Origin of the sequence: Aurantimicrobium minutum, from assembly GCF_002355535.1 — a bacterium.
Classification (GTDB): domain Bacteria; phylum Actinomycetota; class Actinomycetes; order Actinomycetales; family Microbacteriaceae; genus Aurantimicrobium; species Aurantimicrobium minutum.
The window spans coordinates 1120946-1143288 of sequence record NZ_AP017457.1 but is presented as its reverse complement, the minus strand read 5'-3'; the positions used below and the strand labels follow the sequence as shown (position 1 = coordinate 1143288).

At 51.3% G+C, this 22343-nt stretch carries 33 protein-coding genes; all 33 read left to right on the top strand.

Going from position 1 to position 22343, the window contains the following annotated elements; genetic code table 11:
- Positions 1-37: 37 nt before the first annotated feature.
- The 33 genes from AUMI_RS05655 (at position 38) to AUMI_RS05485 (ending at position 22296) form a co-directional block, all read left to right on the top strand.
- On the top strand, positions 38-274 hold the full coding sequence (locus AUMI_RS05655) for a hypothetical protein (RefSeq protein WP_096382307.1): 237 nt from the start codon (positions 38-40) through the stop codon (positions 272-274).
- The gene (locus tag AUMI_RS08180; protein ID WP_172418267.1) at positions 271-408 is read left to right on the top strand and encodes a hypothetical protein; all 138 of its coding nucleotides are present in this window, start codon (positions 271-273) and stop codon (positions 406-408) included. The genes AUMI_RS05655 and AUMI_RS08180 overlap by 4 nt, the downstream gene beginning before the upstream one ends.
- Positions 408-761: a RusA family crossover junction endodeoxyribonuclease gene (locus tag AUMI_RS05650; RefSeq protein ID WP_096382304.1), complete on the top strand. Its 354-nt coding sequence runs from the start codon at positions 408-410 to the stop codon at positions 759-761. Before AUMI_RS08180 ends, AUMI_RS05650 begins: the two co-directional genes overlap by 1 nt.
- On the top strand, positions 758-1675 hold the full coding sequence (locus tag AUMI_RS05645) for a YqaJ viral recombinase family protein (protein WP_096382302.1): 918 nt from the start codon (positions 758-760) through the stop codon (positions 1673-1675). Before AUMI_RS05650 ends, AUMI_RS05645 begins: the two co-directional genes overlap by 4 nt.
- A complete protein-coding gene (locus tag AUMI_RS05640; protein WP_096382299.1) occupies positions 1665-2234 on the top strand; it encodes a Rad52/Rad22 family DNA repair protein in 570 nt (189 codons plus the stop codon). The genes AUMI_RS05645 and AUMI_RS05640 overlap by 11 nt, the downstream gene beginning before the upstream one ends.
- The gene (locus AUMI_RS05635; RefSeq protein ID WP_096382298.1) at positions 2231-2590 is read left to right on the top strand and encodes a hypothetical protein; all 360 of its coding nucleotides are present in this window, start codon (positions 2231-2233) and stop codon (positions 2588-2590) included. Before AUMI_RS05640 ends, AUMI_RS05635 begins: the two co-directional genes overlap by 4 nt.
- Positions 2591-2601: 11 nt before the next feature.
- The gene (locus tag AUMI_RS05630; RefSeq protein WP_148664057.1) at positions 2602-2943 is read left to right on the top strand and encodes an HNH endonuclease; all 342 of its coding nucleotides are present in this window, start codon (positions 2602-2604) and stop codon (positions 2941-2943) included.
- Positions 2943-3704, top strand: a complete 762-nt coding sequence (locus AUMI_RS05625; protein WP_096382293.1) for a hypothetical protein — start codon at positions 2943-2945, stop codon at positions 3702-3704. Before AUMI_RS05630 ends, AUMI_RS05625 begins: the two co-directional genes overlap by 1 nt.
- The gene (locus AUMI_RS05620; protein ID WP_096382290.1) at positions 3704-3883 is read left to right on the top strand and encodes a protein-tyrosine phosphatase family protein; all 180 of its coding nucleotides are present in this window, start codon (positions 3704-3706) and stop codon (positions 3881-3883) included. Before AUMI_RS05625 ends, AUMI_RS05620 begins: the two co-directional genes overlap by 1 nt.
- Entirely contained in the window at positions 3880-4197 is a 318-nt protein-coding gene (locus AUMI_RS05615; RefSeq protein ID WP_096382288.1) for a hypothetical protein, read from the top strand. Before AUMI_RS05620 ends, AUMI_RS05615 begins: the two co-directional genes overlap by 4 nt.
- 283 nt (positions 4198-4480) lie before the next feature.
- On the top strand, positions 4481-4885 hold the full coding sequence (locus AUMI_RS05605; protein WP_096382283.1) for a single-stranded DNA-binding protein: 405 nt from the start codon (positions 4481-4483) through the stop codon (positions 4883-4885).
- Positions 4886-5187: 302 nt separating this feature from the next.
- Positions 5188-5640, top strand: a complete 453-nt coding sequence (locus AUMI_RS05600) for a hypothetical protein (RefSeq protein ID WP_096382281.1) — start codon at positions 5188-5190, stop codon at positions 5638-5640.
- Positions 5615-5845 (top strand): helix-turn-helix domain-containing protein, encoded by a 231-nt coding sequence (locus AUMI_RS08285; RefSeq protein WP_425338915.1) that lies wholly within the window; start codon positions 5615-5617, stop codon positions 5843-5845. Before AUMI_RS05600 ends, AUMI_RS08285 begins: the two co-directional genes overlap by 26 nt.
- Positions 5842-6066: a hypothetical protein gene (locus AUMI_RS05590; RefSeq protein ID WP_096382277.1), complete on the top strand. Its 225-nt coding sequence runs from the start codon at positions 5842-5844 to the stop codon at positions 6064-6066. The genes AUMI_RS08285 and AUMI_RS05590 overlap by 4 nt, the downstream gene beginning before the upstream one ends.
- On the top strand, positions 6056-7189 hold the full coding sequence (locus AUMI_RS05585; protein ID WP_096382274.1) for a metallophosphoesterase family protein: 1134 nt from the start codon (positions 6056-6058) through the stop codon (positions 7187-7189). The genes AUMI_RS05590 and AUMI_RS05585 overlap by 11 nt, the downstream gene beginning before the upstream one ends.
- On the top strand, positions 7189-7356 hold the full coding sequence (locus AUMI_RS08280) for an FmdB family zinc ribbon protein (protein ID WP_096382272.1): 168 nt from the start codon (positions 7189-7191) through the stop codon (positions 7354-7356). Before AUMI_RS05585 ends, AUMI_RS08280 begins: the two co-directional genes overlap by 1 nt.
- Positions 7353-7583, top strand: a complete 231-nt coding sequence (locus AUMI_RS05575) for a hypothetical protein (protein ID WP_096382269.1) — start codon at positions 7353-7355, stop codon at positions 7581-7583. Before AUMI_RS08280 ends, AUMI_RS05575 begins: the two co-directional genes overlap by 4 nt.
- A 326-nt stretch (positions 7584-7909) precedes the next feature.
- Positions 7910-8155, top strand: a complete 246-nt coding sequence (locus AUMI_RS05570) for a hypothetical protein (RefSeq protein WP_096382267.1) — start codon at positions 7910-7912, stop codon at positions 8153-8155.
- Positions 8156-8853: 698 nt separating this feature from the next.
- Positions 8854-9330 carry a hypothetical protein gene (locus tag AUMI_RS05560; protein WP_096382262.1) on the top strand — a complete coding sequence of 159 codons (477 nt, stop codon included), beginning with the start codon at positions 8854-8856 and terminating at the stop codon, positions 9328-9330.
- Positions 9323-11011, top strand: coding sequence for a Terminase (locus tag AUMI_RS05555; RefSeq protein ID WP_096382259.1), 1689 nt, complete (start codon positions 9323-9325; stop codon positions 11009-11011). The genes AUMI_RS05560 and AUMI_RS05555 overlap by 8 nt, the downstream gene beginning before the upstream one ends.
- A gap of 9 nt (positions 11012-11020) precedes the next feature.
- Complete coding sequence (locus AUMI_RS05550; RefSeq protein ID WP_096382257.1) at positions 11021-12358, top strand: phage portal protein; 1338 nt, start codon at positions 11021-11023, stop codon at positions 12356-12358.
- Positions 12345-13166 carry a VG15 protein gene (locus AUMI_RS05545; protein ID WP_096382254.1) on the top strand — a complete coding sequence of 274 codons (822 nt, stop codon included), beginning with the start codon at positions 12345-12347 and terminating at the stop codon, positions 13164-13166. The genes AUMI_RS05550 and AUMI_RS05545 overlap by 14 nt, the downstream gene beginning before the upstream one ends.
- A gap of 70 nt (positions 13167-13236) precedes the next feature.
- Entirely contained in the window at positions 13237-13812 is a 576-nt protein-coding gene (locus AUMI_RS05540; RefSeq protein WP_096382252.1) for a hypothetical protein, read from the top strand.
- A 17-nt stretch (positions 13813-13829) separates the two neighbouring features.
- The gene (locus AUMI_RS05535) at positions 13830-14645 is read left to right on the top strand and encodes a hypothetical protein (protein WP_096382249.1); all 816 of its coding nucleotides are present in this window, start codon (positions 13830-13832) and stop codon (positions 14643-14645) included.
- A 90-nt stretch (positions 14646-14735) separates the two neighbouring features.
- Entirely contained in the window at positions 14736-15335 is a 600-nt protein-coding gene (locus AUMI_RS05530; RefSeq protein WP_096382246.1) for a hypothetical protein, read from the top strand.
- 2 nt (positions 15336-15337) lie between these two features.
- On the top strand, positions 15338-15658 hold the full coding sequence (locus tag AUMI_RS05525; RefSeq protein WP_096382244.1) for a hypothetical protein: 321 nt from the start codon (positions 15338-15340) through the stop codon (positions 15656-15658).
- Positions 15651-15899: a hypothetical protein gene (locus AUMI_RS05520; RefSeq protein WP_096382242.1), complete on the top strand. Its 249-nt coding sequence runs from the start codon at positions 15651-15653 to the stop codon at positions 15897-15899. The genes AUMI_RS05525 and AUMI_RS05520 overlap by 8 nt, the downstream gene beginning before the upstream one ends.
- Entirely contained in the window at positions 15899-16306 is a 408-nt protein-coding gene (locus AUMI_RS05515; protein WP_096382239.1) for a hypothetical protein, read from the top strand. Before AUMI_RS05520 ends, AUMI_RS05515 begins: the two co-directional genes overlap by 1 nt.
- 84 nt (positions 16307-16390) lie before the next feature.
- Positions 16391-16915, top strand: a complete 525-nt coding sequence (locus AUMI_RS05510; RefSeq protein ID WP_096382236.1) for a phage tail tube protein — start codon at positions 16391-16393, stop codon at positions 16913-16915.
- An 87-nt stretch (positions 16916-17002) separates the two neighbouring features.
- On the top strand, positions 17003-17263 hold the full coding sequence (locus tag AUMI_RS05505) for a hypothetical protein (RefSeq protein WP_096382234.1): 261 nt from the start codon (positions 17003-17005) through the stop codon (positions 17261-17263).
- A gap of 361 nt (positions 17264-17624) precedes the next feature.
- Entirely contained in the window at positions 17625-19112 is a 1488-nt protein-coding gene (locus tag AUMI_RS05495; protein WP_096382229.1) for a phage tail tape measure protein, read from the top strand.
- Positions 19106-19969, top strand: a complete 864-nt coding sequence (locus AUMI_RS05490; protein ID WP_096382226.1) for a phage tail family protein — start codon at positions 19106-19108, stop codon at positions 19967-19969. The genes AUMI_RS05495 and AUMI_RS05490 overlap by 7 nt, the downstream gene beginning before the upstream one ends.
- Entirely contained in the window at positions 19969-22296 is a 2328-nt protein-coding gene (locus tag AUMI_RS05485; RefSeq protein WP_096382224.1) for a Gp37-like protein, read from the top strand. Before AUMI_RS05490 ends, AUMI_RS05485 begins: the two co-directional genes overlap by 1 nt.
- Positions 22297-22343: the final 47 nt, after the last annotated feature.

Below are 22343 nucleotides of genomic sequence, written 5' to 3'. Positions count from 1 at the left end.
TCTTTCTTACAATCCTCGCTTTGGTGGTGACTCTCTAATGGCAAAACTAACCGCACAACAAAAACGTGACCGTGACTTCATGGCACTGCTGGACTCCAAGCTTGAAGAGCAGAAGATTGAGCTGCTAGTTCAGGCTGAACGTGAAAAGTACGACTCCTACATGAAGGGGTTCTACCTCGGCTGGAGCAAGTCTGCAGAGCATGTCGAGAAGCTTCCACTTCTCAAGCGAGTTTCATTCAAGGCAACTCAGCTTGTTTGGGGAGGCCAGAAATGAGCCTCACATTCATTGCAGGTTTTGTCCTGGCATGCGTCCCAGCAGTATTCCTCGGAGTAAACAACGGGGCAACTCTCTTGGGTGCACTTGTCATGGCGTTCTCAGCAGTCAAGATTCTGCGAGGTCGCGCATAATGTATCGCCTCGAGTTCGACTACGAACGCCCACCTCTGACATCCAACCAACGGATCCATTGGCGTCAACGTGCAGCACTAACTAAAGAGGTTCGTGAGCGCACAGCATTCAAAGCTGAAGGCATTCCAGCCATGAAGGCATGCACTGTGTCTTTGACATGGGTTGTGAACGATAAGCGTCGCAGGGATGCAGACAACCTTGTTCCAACACTCAAAGCAATGTGTGACGGCCTTGTTGATGCAGGAGTTGTCCCCGATGACACTCCACAGCTGATGCACAAGGTCATGCCGGTCATTGTTTATGACCCTGACGCTGTCGCTTTCATGCACTTAGAGATTGAGGAACAAGCATGAGCACCATCTATGAGCGTGCAATCGCAGATAAGAACGTCGACGAGTCATCATGGCTTGAGGCCCGTCGCACAGGTGTGACTGCTACCGAGGTCCGTGACCTCGCAAAAGGTGGCACATCAGTTCGCGACAAGCTCATTGAGTCAAAGCGCACCGGTAAGCGTGACTTCTTCGGAAACAAGTACACCGAATGGGGTCTGGAGCGTGAACCTATCCTGGTCGAAACAATGCTCAAGCCTGAAGGATTCTTCGGCTCAGATGTTTTGTATCATGCACAGGAGAACAAGCGTCACCTAGCTACTCCAGATGCTCTGTATCTCTCTGATGGCATCGTCCTCGTTGGTGAGATCAAGACGGGCAAAGGTGAGCTTGCTCCAGGTTCTGCAGGGTTCATCGCAAATGGTTATTACGACCAGATGCAGTTCCAAATGTATGTCGTCGGTGATGACTGCATGGAATGCCTTTACGTGTGGGAACAGCATGAAGATTTTGTGCCTAAGCCTGCACAGAAGGAATGGATCAAGCGTGACCAGGCTCGAATCAATGAGTTGGTGGCTATTGCTGACGAGTTCTTGGCTGCACTTGATGCTCCTACTGGCTACCTAGACGACCCTGACGACTATGCAGAACTCGTTCGTGAGCATGTTCGTTTGAAGTCTCGCATCAACGAGCTAGGAAATGAGCTTGCTTTTGTTGAGGACGCTATCCGTCTGCGTATTGGTGAACGTGACTCGTTTGCCATTGACACACCTTTTGGACGTGTCTCCCTGTCTACTCCGAAACCTGCAGAGCGTTTTGACTCAGCAAGTTTCAAGGCTGCACAGCCTGACCTTTTCAAACAGTTTGTGAAGGTTTCCCAGGCTAAGCCGTTTCTTCGTATAACCGCACCAAAGGAAGAGGGAAACGATGTTTTCTGATGACCGTGGAGTCTTTTCTCCCAAGCAAGTTGAACAGCTCCTCAAACCAATCAACCCAAAGCGTGTTTTGCAGGCTCAGGGACATTCACATGTCTCTCAGCAGGACATCATGGCTCATTTCAGTCGCATGTTTGGGTTTGGAAACTTCGATATTGAAGTTGTCAAAGTGGAGCTTGTCTTTGAAGAGCCTCGAATCAAGGACTCTGGTGAGCTGACTGGTCGCTGGGATGTCTGTTACAGAGCTTTGGTTCGTTTGAGCATCCGTAACGAGGTAGGTCAGCCCGTTTGTGTGATTGAGAACGGATCTACTGGTGATGCTCAGAATCAGACTCGGGCTGGTGGCCACGATTTGGCTTACAAGTCTGCAATCTCGCTCAGCATCAAGCGTGCAGCGATTGCTTTGGGTGACCAGTTTGGTTTGAGCCTGTACAACAAGGGTCAGCTGACTGCACTTGTGAAAGCCACACTGGTCGGTACTGAAGTTGCTCCTGCTGACGTCCAGGAAGGCATTGAACAGCAGGTTGCCCTCGGTAATGACGAGATTGAGCGTGACGCATGAGCCAGCTCACTCCTGCATCTGTCCTGTCAACACTTGCCAACATCGGTAAAGAGATTGACACCATGACTGAGACTTTGCGTCCACTCGGTGAAGCTGAGGTTGAGGCTCGTTTGAAGTACAAGCGTGCTTTCAACACTGCCATGTTCAGCAACAAAGCTGACGCTGACGGTAAGCCATTGACAGCTGACCTCAGACGTGCTGTGTGCGAGCTGGAGACGTTACAGCTTGAGGCTGAATGGAAAGCTGCAGAGCTTGCTTTGCAAGAGGCTAAGGACAAGCTGAAGGCTTTGCGTGACCGTCTTGAGATTGGTCGTTCTCTTTCTCCCATTATGCGTTTGGAATGGGGGCAAAGCTGATGGCTGTCTCGATGAAACAAAAGCGCATGACTTTTGAGCGTGATGGTGAGCAGTGTGTTTGGTGCGGAACAACATCCGGACTGACAGTTCACCACCGCAAGAACCGCCAGGCAGGTGGATCTAAACTGCGTGACCACCTCGCTAACTTCTTGACTGCCTGCTACACGTGCAATGGCCAGTTTGAGGACAACCTCATGGAACGTGCACGCCTCCTCGGAGTGAAGTTGCAGCAGTGGGAGGACCCATACCGGACAGCTGTTCATTTCAAGCACTTTGACCAGTGGCGTCTGCTCAATGATGAAGGCTCTTTCATCGTTGTCGATGGTCGTGACTATCGGGAGGTGAGCGAGTAATGGCTTGGGGTCGTGTAGATGACAACCTGGCATTTCACCCAAAGGTTATGCAGGCCGGTAATGAAGCTATGGGTTTATGGATCAGGTCTTTGTCTTGGTGCGCTCAACAGCTGACTGACGGGCATGTTCCTGATGGCATCATTCATGCTTTTGGTGGCCGTGAGCTTTCACATCGTCTTGTTGATGCTGGTTTATGGCATCAGGTTGATGGTGGCTTTGAGTTCAACGACTGGCATGACTATCAGCCAACCCGTGAATCTGTGATGGCTGAGCGTGAGGCTGCTCGTTCCAGGATGGCTCGAGTTCGTGCAAACAAGCGTGTTAGTTCGCTAGATGTTCGGGCGAACATTGACCGAAGTTCGGACGAAGTTCGCCTTCCCCATCCCATCCCATCCCATCCCTCAACACCTAAAGGTGTTGAGAGCACTAAACGTGCTCGACGCCTCCCTGAAGATTTCTCAATTACTCCAGAAATGTCTGCATGGGCGCAGGGGAGTGTTCCAGGGATGGACATCAAGTCAGCGACTGAACAGTTCATGGACTACTGGCATTCAGCTGGTGGAGCTAATGCTCGCAAGTTGGATTGGGAGAAAGCGTGGAAGGTGTGGATGCGTCGCGACTACATCAAGACGCCTGCAGGTCAGCGAACTGTTCCTGGCGTTCCTCAGCCTCCTACTAAGGCTCAACTTGAGGCTCAGATGTGTTCCAAGCATTATGGCTACCCACTTCCTTGTGACCGTTGTGCTCGAGGTGATGACTAATGGCACGCATGACTTATGAGGAAGTGATTGCTGAGGTCGAGTGGCTTCTTGATGCTGGGATTCATCCTTTGCTGATTGCAGACATTTTGGGCCGTTCTGAGTCTGCGTTGTACAAGCTTTGTTGGCGTCATGGTCGTAATGATCTAGCCAACTTGTTTGGAAGGCAGTACGCCGCATGAATCAGCTATCTATCTTTGACGAGCTGGACCAGGAACAGGAACGCATCGAGGCAGAGAAAGCTGCAGAACAGCAGAGGCTGCGTGAGATTGCTTCACAGCCTGTTCAGTGTGAGCACTGTGGCGAATGGTCACCAAACCAGTACCTGTGGGAAACCAACCACGGAAAGCCTCATTTCTATGACATGCCAGGTGTCTGCGTAAAGCACTGGTTCCTTTATCACCAGTCACGTTGGCAAGAGATGACCAAGGCGCGTGAATGGCTAACAGAACGAGGTTTTGCCGTTCACCCACCAGAAGGGGAGTGGACAGAGTGAAAGTGACTCTTGACCTTGAAGCTGCAGACGTCTGGTTCCTAGAAACCAAAGCTGAAGCACGAGGAATGACATTGCAGCAGTGGATACGCGGAACAGTCCTCTCACAGTTCTCCAGACAGCTCTCAACCAGGGACAGAATCGCCATTCTGCACCGGAACGGAGCAACAGACGGGGAAATGTCTCTCCGGCTCCAGATAAGCCGAGGACGAGTCGCAGAACTTCGACGCGAACTTCACCTCAAACCAAACAAACAACAGCACCAAATACAAACAAAGGAAACAAAATGAGTCAGATCAAGGCAACGTTCACCGGTTCAGTAGTTGCAGAACCAGAACACGGCAAGACACCTAACGGAACATCAAAGCTTCAGTTCCCTGTCTACGTCAACCACGCAAAGAAGAACAAGGAAAACAACACCTACTCCAAGACAGGTGACGTTTCCAAGATTCGCGTGACGTTGTGGGGAGACTTGACCGCTGCTGACATTCGCCAGGGTGACCTTGTTGAAGTCACTGCCACCATCGTGGAGAAAGAGTTCAAGAAGCGCGATGGATCCGATGGACGTTCGATTCAGACCGACTGGGTTGAATCTGTAACAGTCAAGCACCGTAACCAGGGACCAACGGGGCCACAGGCTTCACTCTCTGTCGGTCTTGATGTCCCTGCTGACGATGACGCTCCGTTCTAAGCCATGAGATACGCGCCAGCTACAACTGCAGCATCCACCTCGATGGGTCCATGCTGTGGCAAATGTAAAACACCTTATGGCCACTCAGCTATCGCTGGAGTGTGCTGCCACGGAGCAAAGGAATCAAAGTGAGTCTTGTCTGCATAACAAACAACATGGCAGGGGTTCGTTCCTGCACTTTTGTTGGTGAGCATTCAGTGAACTGTGACGGGTGGAGGGGCAGTCGTGAATGTCGCGGCTGTCTCCCCAGACCGGCAGAACATGGATTGCTGTGCTGGCACTGCTGGGAGCACCTACTCTCTGTGCTGAATAGGTGGCCACACTTTGCCAACATCATCGGTGGCATTGATAGGGCCGTCCAGCGTGACTCTGCAGGTGTCAGAACGACAGCTGAAGGGTATATCCCTATCCCTGCAACTCGTTTGTCAATTGACGAGTGTGAATCGTTCTTGAAGTCATATACGGGCAACACAGACGAGTGGGTTTCGCGCGTCGACGGGGCACAGGACGCCATCATGTTCACTCGCATGGCTGAGGTGGCTTTCCGGTCACATCCCATTGAAGAACGAGCACACAGAGTGACCAGGTTCCGTTGCATCAGATGTGATAACAACTCACTGCTGTGGATACCGCCAGCGAACATCGGTGACCACGTACAGGTCAAATGTGTGACAGATGGATGCGACTACGAACTAGATCAGTCCTCGTTTGAAATCGTGTCTGAGCTTGATGGGAAGAAGGCCGTCAATGCGTGAATGGTTGACAATCCAGCAAGCAGCGTTCCTTGTAGGACGCAAGAAAACCAGTGTGTATGACTGGGTGAAATCTGGGCGACTACCTTCCAGGGTTGGCGTCAATGGTGTGACTGAAGTCCAGTCTCAGGAGGTTTTGAGAGTCGAATCAAGCGTGAAGCGCGGTCGACCGCGGGGGACAGCATCAAGAAACGGAGAAAACAAGTGAGCTTTGTCGAGCAAGAAAAGAAGGTCATTACGCAGCGTAAGGATGCTGCAGAACGCCTTGATGCTTATCTGAACACTTTGGACAAGCCAGAAAAGGAAGCAGCAATCAGGATTCTGTTGAACGCCTCACAGAAGAAAGCCATGGACACTTTCAGACACGAGGGTTACCCAATCTCTTACGTCACTTTGACTAACTGGAGGGAGCGTCACCATGGCGTTTAGTGAGCATGAAGAAAACTTGCAATATGCCCAGTTCCCTGAAGAGTGGCGTGCACGCCATGTCATCCGTGGCGACGAAGGCGAGATGGTCACAGGACCAATCGCTCCAGTAGCAACAGACAACGATCTATTGATTCAGTTCGGCTATGACCCTGACGAGATTGAAATTGTTGGCACAGTCAACCAGTGGCGCAAACAGCTCCCAAATGGTGAATGGCGCGTCAGCTACTACTTCAAGCACCGACCCAAGAAAACCAGTTTGGACCTGCCCACGCTCTACCAGGCTGCAGCCAAACGCAAACTTCCCAAAGTCAAAGGTGACCGCAAAGAGCAAACTGTCGTGGTTGCACTCTCAGACATGCAGATTGGTAAAACCGGCTCACGTGGGGGCACTCCAGAACTCCTGGAACGCTTGCACGAGACTCGCTCACGCCTTGAGCACTACCTGAAGAGCAACAAACCAGAATCGTTAGTTCTCGCAGAGGTGGGAGACCTGTTCGAAGGTTTCGAGTCCGGTGGAAACCCTATGTTCACTAACGACCTATCACTGGCACAACAGATGGACATGGCTGCAACAGAGGTTTACGAGTTTGTGAAACTAATGACCAGGTTCGGACATGTCGACGTTCTGACAGTCCCCAGCAACCACACTGCATGGCGTAACGGCAAACAAAACCTTGGAAACCCACAAGACGACCTCGGCCTGTTCGTTCACCAGCAGGTGGAGAAGATAGCCAAAGCTGCAGGATTGGATGCAACCTGGCACTATCCAGCTCCATACGATGAAGCAATCATCCACTCAGTACGGGGAACAACACTCGGTGTAGTCCACGGAAACCAATACGGCCCAGGAGGAGCACCACTGTACTGGGCTAAACAGCAACACGGTGGGCAACCCATCGGGTCAGCTGACATCCTGCTCTCAGGCCACTACCACGTGCTAACCATCATCCCCACAGGACGAAACCCATACACGGCCCGTTCTAAGTGGTGGCTACAAGCACCAACCATCGATAACGGATCTGATTGGTTCCGCAACAAGGCAGGTCAGGACTCAGACCCTGGACTCCTTGTGTTCGCTATCAACGACGACGGGTTTGATTTACAAAGTTTGGCGGTCATCTGATGCCGATTTACATCTACCAGTGTGAGTGTGGAGAGTCCACGGAGGTGCTGCACTCTATGACGGCAACTGTCCGCATCGTGTGTGACGAGTGTTTGAAGGAGATGACGCGCAGACCGTCGGTGGCTGGCGTTAGTTTCAAGGGGACAGGATGGGGGAAAGACGCATGAGCAACATTTGGACACCTAATACTGACGAGGTACGTGGCACCTGGATAGCTATGACACATGCTCCTGAAGCTTTTGACCGTTGGATTGAGCAGATTCGCGCTTCAGAACGACAGCGAGCAATAGACATTTTGGATCAAGAGACAGTTCATTACGGCAAGACACACAGTGCAAAAACAGCATGCAGGACTTGCGACATAATGTTGGCAATTCAGGGGGAAAAACAGTAAGTGTCTTATTTGCGACACGCCGAGAGAAATAAGTTGGAACTAATTCCGGAAAAGCCGGACACTCATATATAGAGGATGGTGCTTCTCGTCTTTCACCACCTCAAAGACCGGTGAAGCAACACCATTTGCACACAAAGTCATTCACTACCCACCAGGGCAGATTCATAAACATGCACGCATGGGTGAACACTAACCGGCCATCACAAACCTCCCACACAACCTGTGGGACAGGCAAAGGCTCCACCGATAGTGAGAGCTGACAGACCGCGCATCTGCACCGAGTGTGACCGGTGGCTTAGATCACACACAAACTTTCAGGAGAGCACATGGCTGATTCAACTCAGACCTACCTGCAACTCCTAGACGCAGTACAAGCACACATCCAAGCAATCACCGGCGAGGACACAATCGCTAGAGACTGGGTACTCGTTTGCGGAGTAACCGACATCAACGCACCAGCAAACGACATCGACGCAGACATCCGCATCGACTACTCACCCAGAACAACCACCTACACACTCAACGGGTTACTAAACCTCGCACTTGATGTGTTCCAACCTGAACTTGAATAGCTTCTTGAGAGACATCCGGACGGTTGATCCACTCAAGAAATGAGAGCATGCCAGCACATTTGAAGATGTGTCAGACCTCTGCTCTTGGGAGTTACCGGATATGCCGCGGCAGGTAACACCCACGTTCGCAGGTTGAAAGAGACCTGCGCTCCCTAGCTCACTGGCAGAGCACCCAAACCACTGGGGAGGTACAAGGTTCGATTCCTTGGGGAGCACAAAGGAGCCAAATGTCAGGACAATGGGAAAACAGCAACAGACGCTCACAACTCCCACACAACTGGACACAACTCCGACAACTCGTCATAGAACGAGACCAAGGACGCTGCACCGAACTCATGCGAGACGGCACAAGATGCCCAGACCACGGCACAGACGTCGACCACATCGAACGAGGAAACAACCACTCACTCGACAACCTCAGACTCCTCTGCACCTGGCACCACAAAAAGAAGTCCTCAGCAGAAGGCAACCAAGCACGAACCCCAATAACAGAGAGACGACCAAAGGAGTCTCACCCAGGCTGGATAGGGTAGGGAACCCCTCCCCACCCCAGCTAAATCATCGGGGAGATGCTGTGGCTCGCTGTGTGTGCAATTTCCAAACCCTTGTCACGCGCGAGGCCCTTCGGGCCTGAATAGTTTTCTTACGATGCACCCGAAACGGGTGTGTTTCTTTCACCCGAAATGGGAGGCAATATCATGGCTGTTCCTGGTCGTACTCCGAGTGAGAAGTCTGTTACTCGTCATCCGTCTCGTGTTGAGACTCGAGAGTTTTTGGATGTTCCTTTTGAGGGGCCTTGGCCTTTGGAGCTTCCTGCGTATCGCACGATTGTGACGAAGGATGGGCAGGTCACTGTTCCTTTGCAGGATGCTACGTTCCGGTGGTTTGAGGAGGTTAAGCGACTTCCTCATGCTGTTGCTTGGGACGAGGCTATGTGGGGTTTTGTGGTTGATACTGCTGTGAATGTGGTTGATTCTGCGAATTGTGGAATTGCTTCTGCTATGACTGAGCAGCGTCAGCGTGAGGCTGGCGAGATTTTGAAAACTGCTGAATCGCGTTTCAAGGCTCGTATGGTTTACAAGAAACCTGTCGAGGTTGTGGAGCAGGTGGCTGCAGAGTTGGCTGATGTGACTGACATTTCAACTCGTCGTCGTCGCTTGCTGGATAATGCGTGAGCTGATTCGCTCGACTGAACATGATCGTGATTGTTCTCTAGGTTTCTTTATTTGTGACTGGATTGAACATCATTGTGTTCATGGACCTGGTGACGTTGCCGGTCTACCTATTGAACTTGATGCGGAGTTTGCCGGTTTCATCGTGGACTGTTATGCGGTCGGTGAGGATGGCCGTCGTCTTTATGACTCTGCGTTTATGTCACGGCCTAAAGGTCGAGCTAAGAGCGAACTTGCCGGATTTATTGTTTTGGCTGAGGCTCTCACAAACGTTAGGTTCGACCACTGGGCTGAACAAGGCGAGTCATATTCGTGTGCCTCGCAGGGGTGTTTGGTGCCGAACTGTGAGTTCACGTTTCAGTACGAACCTGGCGACCCTGTAGGTCACATGGTTGTTGAGCCTGTGATTCGTTGTCTGGCGACCGAAGAAGGTCAGGCCGGTAACACGTATGACAACGTGCATTTCAATTTGACGATGGGTCCCTTAGCTGCCGGTATGCCTCGTGATGGTGCTGGTCTGACTCGCACGTTCCTACCTGGTGGTGGGGAGATTGTGCCGTCGACTGCATCGAACTCGTCTAAAGATGGTGGAAAAGAAACCTTCGTTGTCTTTGATGAAACTCACTTGTACATTCGGCCTGAGCTTAAGCGCATGTATTCGACTGTGCGTCGTAATCTTGCGAAGCGTAAACAGTCTGAGCCATGGTCGCTTGAGACTTCCACGATGTACATGCCTGGTGAAAAGAGTGTCGCTGAGGAAACTCACGAACTTGCTAAGGCTATTGCTGAGGGTAAGACCAAACGTCAAAGACTTCTGTTCGACCATCGTGAAGCTGACGCGGACATTGACCTCACTAACGAGGATGAAGTTCGTGCCGGTTTACAGGATGTGTATGGGCCGTTTGCTGAGGTTATGGATATTGACCGAATCATTTCGGAAATCTATGACCCACGTAACGATCCACAGGATTCGCGTCGCTACTACTTCAACCAGCCAACTTCTTCTCGTGATGCGTGGCTGTCTGCTGTGGAGTGGAATGCATGCATGAAACCTTCCGAGGTTTCTAAGCGTGATGAAATCACTCTCGGTTTCGATGGTTCGCGTAAGCGTTCTAGGGGTGTTGCTGATGCGACGGCTTTGATTGGTTGCCGTGTATCTGACGGCCACCTGTTTGAAATCAAAGTGTGGGAACAACCTGACGGCCCTGCTGGTGATGATTGGGAAGTCCCTGCAGCAGAGGTTGATTTCGAGGTGCGTAAAGCATTTGAAGATTTCAACGTTGTTGGCATGTTTGCTGACCCTGCAAAGTGGGAGTCTTACATCGCTGGGTGGGAGGCTGCTTTCGGTAAGAAGCTGAAAGTGAAGTCGACGCTGAATCATCCCATCGAATGGTGGATGACCGGTAACAGGTCTTACCTGGTTGTGCGTGCTTTGGAGCAATTCCAGAACGCAGTCGTTGATGGGGAACTTACCCACAATGGTGACCGCGCTTTGACCAGGCACATTCTCAACGCTCGTCGTCGTATTGGTCGAAGTGGTTTGACCATCGCGAAAGAGCATCCAGATTCAAGAAACAAAATTGACGCTGCTATTGCAGCAACACTCGCATATCAGGCGAGACTGCAGGCCCTCTCAAAGGGGGAGGCAACACGGAGCACATTCGTGCCCCGTCGTATTCGTTAAGGAGAACTTATGGCGACCGAACTGGACTCACGCCAGCAGTATCTAGTCCGTGACATCGCCAGAGGCCAAGCACGATTCAACCTCCTTGAGCGTTATGTCGATGGGGATGCACCACTTCCTGAAGGAGCTGAAGGTGCGTCAAAGGCGTACCGTCGTTTCCAGAAGAAGGCACGCATGAACATTGCGTCTCTTGCTGTCGCTGCAACTCGTGAACGCATGATCATTGGTGGGTTCCGCACTGGTGCTGATGGTGATGAGAATGGCGACATTCAGGCTCGTCGTCTGTGGAAGGCTAACAACCTTGATGTGTTGTCTGCTGACATTCACGACAAGATGCTGACGTATGGTGAGTGCTACGCCATCGTGGGACCTCCTATCGTTCCTGGTGGGATGCCTGTCGTCACGGTTGAGGACCCTCGAGAGCTGGAAGCTAAGCATCACGAGTCTGACCCTCGACTGATTACAGAAGCTGCAAAGGTTTTCCGTGATGACGACTCTGGTATGGATTTCGCATACTTTTACTACCCCACTCGTATTGAGGTTTATGTCAAGCCTGCAGAGGGTTCTCTGTTCTCGCTCGATAACTGGGTATACCGTGAGGACCTCTCAAGCGATAACCCACTGGGTGAAGTCCCTGTGGTCAAGTTTGAGAACCTGAACGAGAAGGGCGAGTTTGAGCCATACCTTGACCTGATTGACCGAATCAATCACATGATTCTGCAACGCCTAGTCATTGTCACAACTCAAGCGTTCAAGCAGCGTGCCATTAAGGGTGACCTTCCACAGTTCGACATGGACGGTAACGAGGTCGACTACGACGGCATTTTCCAGCCTGGTCCTGGTGCCTTGTGGATGCTCCCAGAAGGAGCTGACATTTGGGAGTCACAGCAGACTGACATTCAGGGAATCATCTCTGGAGTTCGCGCTGACATTCAAGACTTCGCTGCACTCACTCGCACACCAATGCACTACCTCTCACCAGATGGGGCAAACCAATCTGCTGAAGGTGCAGCTCTCGCACGTGAGGGCTTGGTGTTCAAAGCTGAAGATCGTATGGCTCGAGTGACCGCTTCCTGGTCCAAGGTCATGTCGCTGTTGTTCCGTTGGATGGGTGACGAGGAGCGAGCTAACCTGCTCGACCTTGAACCTATCTGGAAGCCTGCAGAGCGTTACTCTCTCGCTGAACGCGGAGACGCTAACTCGAAGTTCCAAGACATTCCATTCCGCTCACGTATGTCTTTGATTGGACAGTTCTCACCTGCTGAGATTGCGGAGATGGAAGCTGAACGCGCAGGCGAAGCTATCCTCACGCAGGCGATGCTAGGTGGTCAGGTTGCCCAGCCGTAAAGAACTCGCAGACGCCTACCAGACGCTGTCTGGACGGCTTATTGATGCGGCAGGTAACCAGGCTAAAGAACGCTTCCTCAACCTTGGTTCATGGCGTGACGATGACGTTCCAATGTTCATCGACGCAACCATTCAGGACATGACTGTGGTGAAGGCTCAAGCAGCGAAACTTGCAACCGGTTTCTATCGGGAAATTGCAAAGCTTGAGGGCGAGAAGTTCACGGCCCCAGTTATCAAACCAGAACAGCTCACCACTGGTGCGCTCCGTAATGGTGCTGATGTGGTGCAGGTTTACACTCGTCCGTTCGTGACGTTACGAACTGCACTGTCGCAAGACAAGTCCATGACGCAAGCTCTTGAAGAAGCTGCTTTGCGCGTTGAGGACATCATGCGAACGGAAGTGCAGTTGGCTCGCAGGTCTGCCGGTTTGCTCTCTCGTGGCCGTAACTCCAACATTGTTGGCTATGTTCGAGTGCTCTCCGGAGCTGAGAACTGTGCACTGTGTTATGTCGCGTCAACGCAGAGATACCACTCCGGTGATCTACAACCTATCCACAACAACTGTGACTGTGGCGAGATGCCCATCTATGGCACGACAGATGTTGGACAGGTTATTGACGAGGAACGCTTGGACGCTGTTCACGCATCGATTGCTGAACGTTTCGGGGTTAGCGATAGAGCTGCCAGAAACGTTGACTACTCGAAGATAACAATCCACGAACATGGCGAACTTGGCCCTGTCTTAACTGTCTCTGGTCAGAACTTCACTGGACCCAGCGACCTTCCACCTCCACGCACGTGGGGGTAACTCAGATTTCGGCAACCGCTGCCGATTAGCTCGCAATGAGCGCACATTATCCGAAACGGAGAAATGACCCATGTCAGAAGAAATCATCGAAACTGCTGAACCTGAAGAAGCTATTGAAGTTCAAGATGCAGAGATTCCTGAAAAGGATTTGAAAGCTGAACTTGAAAAGTGGAAAGCCATGAGTCGTAAGACTGAGGCTCAGGCTAAAGCTAATGCTGAAGCTGCTAAAGAACTTGAAGCTCTCAAGAAAGCATCCTTGTCGGATCAGGAGCGACTTATTGAGTCGACTCGTGAAGAGACGCGACGGGCAGTGCGACTTGAGTTTGCAGGAAAGCTTGTTGATGCAGAACTGAAGTCAGCTCTGAACGGTAAGACCCTTGAGGGTAACGCCATTCTTGACTTCAACAAGTCAGCGTTCATCGACGATTCAGGCGACATCGACACCGAAGCCATCCAGGCATGGGTCGAGGCGCACACCAAACCTGCTGAAACTCCACTCCCAGACTTGGGCCAGGGCGTTAGAGGCAAAACATTATCCGGCTCTGCACAGATTCGTTCTCGTGAAGAGCTTGCAACCATGACTCCTCAAGACATTTTGGCGGCCCGTAAAGACGGACGTCTTGATTCATTGATGGGAAAACAATAATCGAAAGGAGATAGCTAATGGCTATCGACAACTTCATCCCAGAAATCTGGAGCGCAGGCGTACAGGAATCGTTCTTCGCAAACCAGCTCATTATCCCTACCCTGAACACTCAGTTCTCCGGCGATGCACGCAAGGGCAACACTGTTCACATCATCAACGCAACCACTCCAACCATCGTTGACTACGCTGGTGCCGGTCGCGTTATCGACCCCGAGGCTCTCGCTGACACTGAGGTTACTCTCCTCATTGACCAGGAGCGTGCCTTCTCTGTAAACGTTGACGACGTTGACGCAGTTCAGGCTGCAGGTTCGTTCGACGCTTGGGTTTCTGCAGCCGGTAAGGGCCTTGCAGAAGATGCTGAAGAGTACGTTATTGCTCAGCTCATTGCAGGTGCTACCTCTGCACAGGAGTCAACTCCTGTAGCTGTTGACACCTTCGCTGAGGCTAAGGCTGCTCTGCAGAAGATTCGTACCCTCATGGCTAAGGCTAAGGTTCCAACTGGCGACCGTTTCGTTGCAGTAAACCCTGCTTTCGCTGACCTGCTCGTTGGCGGACTGTCTGACGTAGCTCTTGCTGGTGGATCTAACGAACTCCGTAACGGCCAGGTTGCACGCCTGTTCGGTATGGACGTTATCGAGACTCCTGCTTTCGCTGAGGCTACCAAGCCTGTTGCAGTTGGTTACCACTCTGCAGCTGCTGCTTTCGTTTCTCAGATTGACAAGGTTGAGTCTCTGCGTAACCCAAGCAAGTTCAGCGACATCGTTCGTGGTCTGAACGTTTACGGCGCAAAGGTTACTCGCCCAACCGCTGTTTACAAGTACGTATCTGCCTAATCTGGCGCGTACAGGTGGGGGTCGACTTCGGTCGGCCCTCACCTTCCACATAACTGAATACTTTCTTTACCTTGAACGAAAGGCGCGTGAATGGCTCTCGCAACCATCGCAGATGTTGAAGCACGACTCGGTCGTGAACTCACTACTGCTGAAGAAGCAAAAGCGACTGCCTGGCTTGAGGATGCGTCCGCACTTTTCGTCAACAGGTCAGAACAGCAATTTGAAGTAGGCGAATCAACAGTTCGCGTATTCCCGAAGGATGGCGTCGTGCGTCTCCTTCAACGTCCCGTCATCGAGATCATCTCTGTCGAGGACATCAACGGTGTTCCCGTTGACTACACCTGGGATGGATTCCAGACGCTCTTTGACGTCTACACATCTACCCCTCTCAAGATTGTTTACGAGCATGGTTCGGCAACTATCCCTGAACCTGTGGTGGCTGTCGTAGCTGGCATGGTTGCTCGTACTTTGTCGATTGCTCCTGACGCTGCTTCCGGTATCACTAAGCAAACAACTGGGCCGTTCTCGCAAGAGTATGCGTCTTGGGCTGTTGGTTCTCAGGTCATGCTTTCTCCTGCTGAGCAGGCTGTCGCTGACTCTTACCGACAGAAGCACATTGGTACTGCATCGCTGATGGGTAACGGCAAGTTCACTCACTACCGTGGTGACGCTACTCACTTTGGACGGTGAACATGGGCGAGTCAGTAACTATCATCAGGCGCACTCTTGGTGCTGTTGATGATTATGGAAACCCTACTTTCACGACTGCTGAAGTGACTGTTCCTGGATGCCTGGTCGGCTGGGGTTCAACTAATGAACCGGTCACTGTCGAGGGTTCACCCATTGACACTCAAATGATGTTGTACATGCCTGCTGGTTCTACTGTGCAGGACGAAGACATCTTTGTTGTTCGGGGTAACCGTTACGTCAAGGATGGTTTCTCGCAGGAGTGGACGTCAATGTTGAACGTCTCTAAAGGCGTAGTTGTAGCTCTAAGGCGTCGAGATGGCTAAGGCACGTATCAAGCTGGACAAGCAGGGAATCATCGCTCTGATGCACGAGGACGGCATTGTGAGTGCTGTTGACGAGGCTGCTGAAGTCTTTGCTGCAAGTGCAGGTTCTGGCTATGAAGCTCAGCCTTGGATGCGTCGCACTAAGTATGTGGCGAACGTTGTTGACACTAGACCTGGTGCACTGTTTCGCGAATCAATTACGGGCAGGCTTGCTCAAACAATTTCACGTTTGGAGAAATAATGGCGACCATGTTTCCTGATGTGGAAAAACTGATTGTTTCGCGTTTGAAATCTTCACTGAGCGCGTCAACTTTCCCATTCGCTTCTAACGTTTTTGTTGCTACCAAGAAGCCTGCTCCTGATGTATCCCCTTACCCTGCACGTATCGTCATGGTTCGTGCAGATGGCGGAGGCCAGCGTGTTCGTGGAATCACTAAGACTGAACGTCTTGGAGTGAATGTGTTCGCAGGAACTTACGCTGACGCTAGTGATTTAGCTCGTCTAGTCGAGTCTCTTATGCGGACATATAACTGGGGCGACATCAAACTTGTGGAGACTGTGATGTCTCCAGTTCGTGTAGATAACGAAGCTACTGAGGAACAGCGATACATGTCGTTCGAACTCGTTGTGAAAGCTTCAGACGTCTAATTTTCTGACCGCACTCAGATTGGGCTTTGCCCACCTCAACACTCTCGACCGAGGGTGTTTTTCGTTTAACCATTTGGAGAAAACATGGCTCTCTCAGCCGATTCAGTTGTGGTGGGAATTACAGGCAAGTGCTACGTCGGTGCCACCACTGCAACCGCACCAACCGCATCAGACTCAGTACTCACCGGTTTCACCGAGCTTGGATACGTTTCCGCTGACGGTATCGCTCACGCTCTCGACAAGTCCACCAACCAAATCCGTGGATGGCAGAACGCTGACCTCGTCCGTGAAGTTGTTACTGAAGCAACCGAGACTTTCACCTTCTCACTGCTCGAAACTAACGAAGCAGTTCTGGAACTGTACTTCGGTGCAACCATGGTCGGCGGAAAGATTGAAGTCAACCCAGCATCTACTGGCGGACGCAAGTCTTTCGTTATCGACGTTGTTGACGGTGCAAAGGTAATCCGTCACTACATTCCTTCCGGTGAAGTTCTTGCTGTTGAAGCTCAGACCATCGCTAACGGTGAGGCTCTGATGTACGGCGTAACTGTTACCGCTTACGCGACTGACGGTCGCACCTCGGACGCTTTCTTTAGCGAGTTCGAGTAACAAACTCCAGGGCCGGTGTTGTGCGGACTCACCGGCCCTGGTTACCCATCGTCCGCACTTCCTAACAAACCGCACTAAGGAGACATCATGTCCGCAGAAAAGTTCCACTTCGAACACAAAGGCAAAGACTTCGCCATCCCCAAGTTTGAAAACATCCCTTCGGGTGTTGTGCGTAAATCACGCAAAGCAGAGAACGATGTTGATGCAGCGTTCCTCGTTCTCGAGCTAACCCTTGGCGAGGACTCAGCTGAACTAAAAGCACTCGATGAAAAGCCACTTTCTGATGTTGGCGACATCATCAAAGCCTGGACCAACGGGGTCACAATGGGGGAATCTTCCGGCTCCTAGAGATTGCCGAGTCTTATCCTTCAGAGATTCGCGCAGACTTTCGGAGTCGTTACAACCTGTCCTGGGACGAGGTCGGAGAGAGCATCTCTTGGCGTGAAGCATTACACCTCACATCAATCTTGTTCCGCGACCCTTCTTCTTGGCTTCAAGCAGCACTCAACGATTGGAAATATCCAGTCACTCACGAGTGGATGCTCATTGCTGAACTGTTTGACCTGACACATCAGATCAATTCGAAGAAGAAAATCAAACCTCTTCAAAGGCCGTGGCCTGACTCAAACGTCAAACGGTCTGGAAAGACCACTCATTCACGTGCGGATGTTCTCCGCAATCTTGAACGCATGAATCCAAAGGAGTCCTGATGGCGTCACGTATAGCGGAGGCATACGTTCAAATTGTTCCCTCGATGACGGGAGCACAGTCTGCACTGGAGAATGAGTTCTCAAACATTGGTGGCCCTGTAGGTCAATCAATGGGCCAGGGCATGATGGGAAGTTTGAAGTCTCTCGCTGGCCCTATGGCTGCCATCGTTGGTGGTGTCGCTATTGGTAACTTCACTAAAGACATCGTTGGTGCAGCTCAAGCTGAGGTTGAGCAGAACGCTCGTATCAACCAGATTGCTTCCTCGATGGGGCTGTTCGGTAAGAACGCTGGTGAAGTTTCACAGCGACTCATTGATCTAGCTCAAGCACAGGCTCTGAACAAGGGTCTTGACGAGGACGCTATCAAGAACACTCAGGCCAAACTGTTGACGTTCAAGGAGCTTGCAGCAACTGCAGGCGACATGGGTGGAATGTTTGACCGCGCCACTATGGCTGCCATGGACTTGGCTGCTGCAGGTTTTGGTTCTGCTGAGGGTAACGCTGTTGCTTTGGGTAAGGCGTTGAATGACCCGATTCAGGGCATGGCGTCTTTGGGTCGTATGGGTGTTCAGTTCACTGATGAACAGAAAGCCATGATTGAGGCCATGGTTACCGCTGGTGACATGGCTGGTGCTCAGGCTTTGATGATGAAGGAGCTTGAGACTCAGGTTGGTGGAACTGCTGAGGCTACTGCAACGAACGCAGACAAGATGTCTCAGTCGTTTGCGAACTTCCAAGAGACTCTCGGGTTACTTGTTTTGCCTGCTGTTGAAAAGCTCGCCATTGTTGGTGCGGACTTGATGAATTGGATGGCAGATAACCCTGTCGTTGTTCAAGCACTCGCTATCGCGCTTGGAATCTTGGCGGCAGCTTTTGTCGGTGTCACTATTGCCACTTGGGCGATGAACACTGCACTGCTGGCTAACCCAATCACATGGATCATCATCGGAATTATGGCCTTGATTGGTGCAATCATTCTGCTGGCCATGAACTGGGATTCAGTAGTCAAGTGGATTAGTACCGTATGGGCTGGTTTTGTTGGCTGGATTACTCCAGGTATCAAAGCTATTGGTGACGTTTTCAGTGCCGTGTTCAACGGTATTGGGCAGGTTATTGGCAACGTGTTCAACGGTGTTGTGTGGCTTGTGAAGTCTTACATCAACACAATCCTGAACCTGGTCAATGGCGTTATTGGTGCTCTGAACGGTGTTGGAAGTTTCATCAGCAAAGCAACCGGTGGCTCTATCGGGTTCAAGCTGAACAAGATTCCTCTGCTTGCTAACGGGGGAACGATTACTGGTTCTGGAACTGTGCTTGTTGGTGAGAAGGGTCCTGAACTTTTGAACCTCAACAGGGGTGCATCAGTTGTTCCCCTGGATAAAGCATCTGGTCAGACAATCGTTTACAACGCTGCACCCAATACTTCGCTTGATGCGGAGCAGGCACTGTTTACAGCTATGAGAAGGGCCAAGGTCGTTGGATGGTAAACGTAACTCTTTCGCTTGTTGGAGCGAACGGTGACGAAATTGTTTTCACTGACGCTGGAGATTATGTTCTGACAACTGGATTGTCTGGAATGGGCATCCCGTCGACTTCAGTCCGGATTGACGACTCTGCTTCTGATGGTGGAGTGTGGCGTTTCTCTAAGCGTGGCATTCGTGAAATGGATCTACCGGTTGTTGTTTTTGGAACTGACCGTGTGACTGTGGAATCAAATCTGAGGCGTCTTTCTAACTTGTTGCATGACAAGTCTGGTGGGACTGTTTTACGCGCTTCATACTCAACTGGTGAGGTGTGGGAGCTGACTCAGGGACACTATGTCGCTGGTGCTGAAACCACTAAGGGTGAGGATGCGAATGTTGCCTGGTCACGCTGGGTTCTTTCGATGCAGTTCGCTAACCCATTTTGGATTCGTCAGCAGGCTGAATCGTTCTCGGTTGCTGTCCCTGGGACTGGCCGTTCTCTGATTCCTGACCTTGCTGAATTGCGTGTGACTGGTTCTCAGGCAATCGGTGAGATTGAGATTGAGAACTTGGGCGATGTTGAGGCTTACCCTGTGTGGAGTTTCCAAGGGCCTGCAGATGCTGTATCTGTTACGTCTCAGAATGGGTTGTCTTTCGAGTACGCGGCTCCTATCGCTACGGGTTCAACTATTACGGTGAACACTGCTGCAGGAACTGTCGTAGATGAAGATGGCGTGAATCAGTATGCGAATCTTGCTGTCGCTCCGAAACTGTTCACTCTACCTGCCGGTAATTCTTCGGTGACTGTTGAGGCTGTGGGTGCTGACGCAAACACTCTGATTTCTCTCTACTACCAACCACGTAAGGAAGTAGTTCACTAATGAACATCAACGAGCTGACATTCGAAGTCCGCGACGAATCATTGAATCGTATTGGACAGCTCCTTCCAACTGACCTTGTTGGCTGGAAATCTGTCCTGCGTTTCAACAATGTTGGCTCGTGGGAAATTACTCTCCCTGCAGATCATGTTCTTGGGTTGGCTTTGGCTGCTCCTGGGGCAGGTATTTTGGTTACTCACCAGACTGCTGGCGTTATTCTTTCTGGCCCTACGACGGCTGTTGAGAATGTGTCTGAGGCTGGTGACCCTCACGGGGTAATGACTATTCGTGGTGTGGATGATTCTGTCATTTTGGGTGAGCGTCTGGCATACCCTACGCCTTCGACTGCTGATGTTACTGCGCAAACTTCTGCTTATGACACTGTGACTTCTGAGGTTGCTTCAACGGCCATGTATGGCTTTGTTGAACGTAACCTTTTGCCTGGTGTAGCTCCTGCATCTCGCGCGATTTCTAACTTGGCTTTGGCTCCAGATACTGCGATTGGTTCTCTGGTTACTAAGTCGGCACGTTTTGACATTCTGGGCGAGCTGTTGACTGAGCTTGCTGTTGTTGACGGGCTTGGTTTTGATATCAAACAGAATGACCTCGAGCTTGAGTTCTCAGTGTTTGCTCCTGCAGACCGTACTGGTGAAATCCGTATGGATGTCCAGAACAACACTCTGGCTTCTACCGCTTATGGTTACGGCATCATGGAGCTTTCTCGCGCCATCGTTGCAGGCCAGGGAGAAGGTACTGACCGTACCTTTATTGAGGTTGATACTTCTGAATCTTTAGCTGCTGAAACCTTGTGGGGTCGACGCATCGAGACGTTTATAGATCAACGCAATACTGCTGTTACTGCTGAGCTGGAGCAGGCTGGGCTTGAGGCTTTGGCTGAGTCTGGCGCGACTGTGACATCTATTGATGTTGTTCCTTCGTCTGATTCGACTATGCGTTACGGTCTCGACTGGAACTTGGGCGACTCTGTGACTGTCGTTGTCGGTGGTCAAGAGGTTTCTGCTGTTGTCACCCAGGTGGCTTTGAGCGTTGAGGCTGATGGCGTCCGTGTAGGCGCGACTGTTGGTCAGCCTACGGGTGTCGATTATGACGCTTTGGTTGCCAAGAAGCAGGTTACGACTACTAAGCGTGTGAATGCACTGGAGCGTAAAGAGTCTGGTTCTGGTGGCTTAGCTACTGTGTCGGTGAATGTTGGTTCTACTACGACTGGCGTGGCCGGTTCTAACGCTTCTGTGACGAACTCTGGTTCGTCTACGAATGTTGTTTTGGACTTCACTATTCCTCGTGGAGCTACCGGCGCGACTGGCGCGACTGGTGCGACTGGTGCCACGGGAGCAACTGGCCCTGCCGGACCGACTGGACCTCAAGGCCCTACAGGTGCGACTGGTCCTGCTGGTTCTGCTGCAACAATTAGTGTCGGTACAACGACTACTGGGTCTGCCGGTTCTAGCGCGTCTGTAACTAATTCGGGCACTAGCTCTGCAGCAGTATTCAATTTCACTATTCCCCAGGGGGCAACTGGAGCCACAGGTGCGACAGGTGCAACAGGTCCTGCTGGTCCTACGGGTCCTGCTGGTCCAGCAAACTCGCTTTCTATCGGCACAGTTACGACAGGTGCTGCAGGTTCTGCAGCTGCTGCAACCATCACTGGCACTGCACCAAGTCAAACTTTGAACTTGACTTTGCCAGCTGGTAACGATGGTGTGGGAACTCCTGTTGGCGCAATCTTGCAATATGCAGGAACGTCAGCTCCTTCTGGGTTCTTGATGGCTCAGGGGCAGTCCCTTTCAACGACCACTTACGCATCGTTGTTTGCTGTTATTGGGTACACCTACGGTGGCTCTGGAGCAAGCTTCAACTTGCCTGATTTGCAGACTCGTGTTCCTGTTGGTAAGAGTACTTCTGGAACATTTGGAGCACTTGGAGCAACTGGCGGCGCCGAAACAGTAACACTAACTGCTGCTCAATCTGGGTTACCTTCACATGGGCACGGTATTACTGATCCTGGGCACAACCACACGCAGAATCCACATACACATGTTCAAAATGCACATAACCATGCTGGTTCATCGAATAATGCCTTCCTAACAAATGGAAGTGGTTATGCAAGTGCAAATGTGTCAACTGGTGGCGGTGGTTATGCGCTGAACTCGACTACACAAAACCAAACTGCAACTAACCAAAACACAACTGCAACAAATAACTCAAGCACAACTGGTTTGACTGTAAACAATGCTGCTGCCGTAGACGCATCACAGGCGCACAGTAACTTGCAGCCATACATAGTTTTGAACTACATCATCAAAACCTAAGAAAACCCCAAGACATTTATGGCCCTTTGGGGCTTTTCTTATTTAAG

Coding starts and splice junctions, on each gene's coding strand:
- AUMI_RS05655 (WP_096382307.1), top strand. CDS start 38: ATGGCAAAACTAACCGCACAACAAAAACGTGACCGTGACTTCATGGCA.
- AUMI_RS08180 (WP_172418267.1), top strand. CDS start 271: ATGAGCCTCACATTCATTGCAGGTTTTGTCCTGGCATGCGTCCCAGCA.
- AUMI_RS05650 (WP_096382304.1), top strand. CDS start 408: ATGTATCGCCTCGAGTTCGACTACGAACGCCCACCTCTGACATCCAAC.
- AUMI_RS05645 (WP_096382302.1), top strand. CDS start 758: ATGAGCACCATCTATGAGCGTGCAATCGCAGATAAGAACGTCGACGAG.
- AUMI_RS05640 (WP_096382299.1), top strand. CDS start 1,665: ATGTTTTCTGATGACCGTGGAGTCTTTTCTCCCAAGCAAGTTGAACAG.
- AUMI_RS05635 (WP_096382298.1), top strand. CDS start 2,231: ATGAGCCAGCTCACTCCTGCATCTGTCCTGTCAACACTTGCCAACATC.
- AUMI_RS05630 (WP_148664057.1), top strand. CDS start 2,602: ATGAAACAAAAGCGCATGACTTTTGAGCGTGATGGTGAGCAGTGTGTT.
- AUMI_RS05625 (WP_096382293.1), top strand. CDS start 2,943: ATGGCTTGGGGTCGTGTAGATGACAACCTGGCATTTCACCCAAAGGTT.
- AUMI_RS05620 (WP_096382290.1), top strand. CDS start 3,704: ATGGCACGCATGACTTATGAGGAAGTGATTGCTGAGGTCGAGTGGCTT.
- AUMI_RS05615 (WP_096382288.1), top strand. CDS start 3,880: ATGAATCAGCTATCTATCTTTGACGAGCTGGACCAGGAACAGGAACGC.
- AUMI_RS05605 (WP_096382283.1), top strand. CDS start 4,481: ATGAGTCAGATCAAGGCAACGTTCACCGGTTCAGTAGTTGCAGAACCA.
- AUMI_RS08285 (WP_425338915.1), top strand. CDS start 5,615: ATGGGAAGAAGGCCGTCAATGCGTGAATGGTTGACAATCCAGCAAGCA.
- AUMI_RS05585 (WP_096382274.1), top strand. CDS start 6,056: ATGGCGTTTAGTGAGCATGAAGAAAACTTGCAATATGCCCAGTTCCCT.
- AUMI_RS08280 (WP_096382272.1), top strand. CDS start 7,189: ATGCCGATTTACATCTACCAGTGTGAGTGTGGAGAGTCCACGGAGGTG.
- AUMI_RS05575 (WP_096382269.1), top strand. CDS start 7,353: ATGAGCAACATTTGGACACCTAATACTGACGAGGTACGTGGCACCTGG.
- AUMI_RS05570 (WP_096382267.1), top strand. CDS start 7,910: ATGGCTGATTCAACTCAGACCTACCTGCAACTCCTAGACGCAGTACAA.
- AUMI_RS05560 (WP_096382262.1), top strand. CDS start 8,854: ATGGCTGTTCCTGGTCGTACTCCGAGTGAGAAGTCTGTTACTCGTCAT.
- AUMI_RS05555 (WP_096382259.1), top strand. CDS start 9,323: ATGCGTGAGCTGATTCGCTCGACTGAACATGATCGTGATTGTTCTCTA.
- AUMI_RS05550 (WP_096382257.1), top strand. CDS start 11,021: ATGGCGACCGAACTGGACTCACGCCAGCAGTATCTAGTCCGTGACATC.
- AUMI_RS05540 (WP_096382252.1), top strand. CDS start 13,237: ATGTCAGAAGAAATCATCGAAACTGCTGAACCTGAAGAAGCTATTGAA.
- AUMI_RS05535 (WP_096382249.1), top strand. CDS start 13,830: ATGGCTATCGACAACTTCATCCCAGAAATCTGGAGCGCAGGCGTACAG.
- AUMI_RS05530 (WP_096382246.1), top strand. CDS start 14,736: ATGGCTCTCGCAACCATCGCAGATGTTGAAGCACGACTCGGTCGTGAA.
- AUMI_RS05525 (WP_096382244.1), top strand. CDS start 15,338: ATGGGCGAGTCAGTAACTATCATCAGGCGCACTCTTGGTGCTGTTGAT.
- AUMI_RS05520 (WP_096382242.1), top strand. CDS start 15,651: ATGGCTAAGGCACGTATCAAGCTGGACAAGCAGGGAATCATCGCTCTG.
- AUMI_RS05515 (WP_096382239.1), top strand. CDS start 15,899: ATGGCGACCATGTTTCCTGATGTGGAAAAACTGATTGTTTCGCGTTTG.
- AUMI_RS05510 (WP_096382236.1), top strand. CDS start 16,391: ATGGCTCTCTCAGCCGATTCAGTTGTGGTGGGAATTACAGGCAAGTGC.
- AUMI_RS05505 (WP_096382234.1), top strand. CDS start 17,003: ATGTCCGCAGAAAAGTTCCACTTCGAACACAAAGGCAAAGACTTCGCC.
- AUMI_RS05495 (WP_096382229.1), top strand. CDS start 17,625: ATGGCGTCACGTATAGCGGAGGCATACGTTCAAATTGTTCCCTCGATG.
- AUMI_RS05490 (WP_096382226.1), top strand. CDS start 19,106: ATGGTAAACGTAACTCTTTCGCTTGTTGGAGCGAACGGTGACGAAATT.
- AUMI_RS05485 (WP_096382224.1), top strand. CDS start 19,969: ATGAACATCAACGAGCTGACATTCGAAGTCCGCGACGAATCATTGAAT.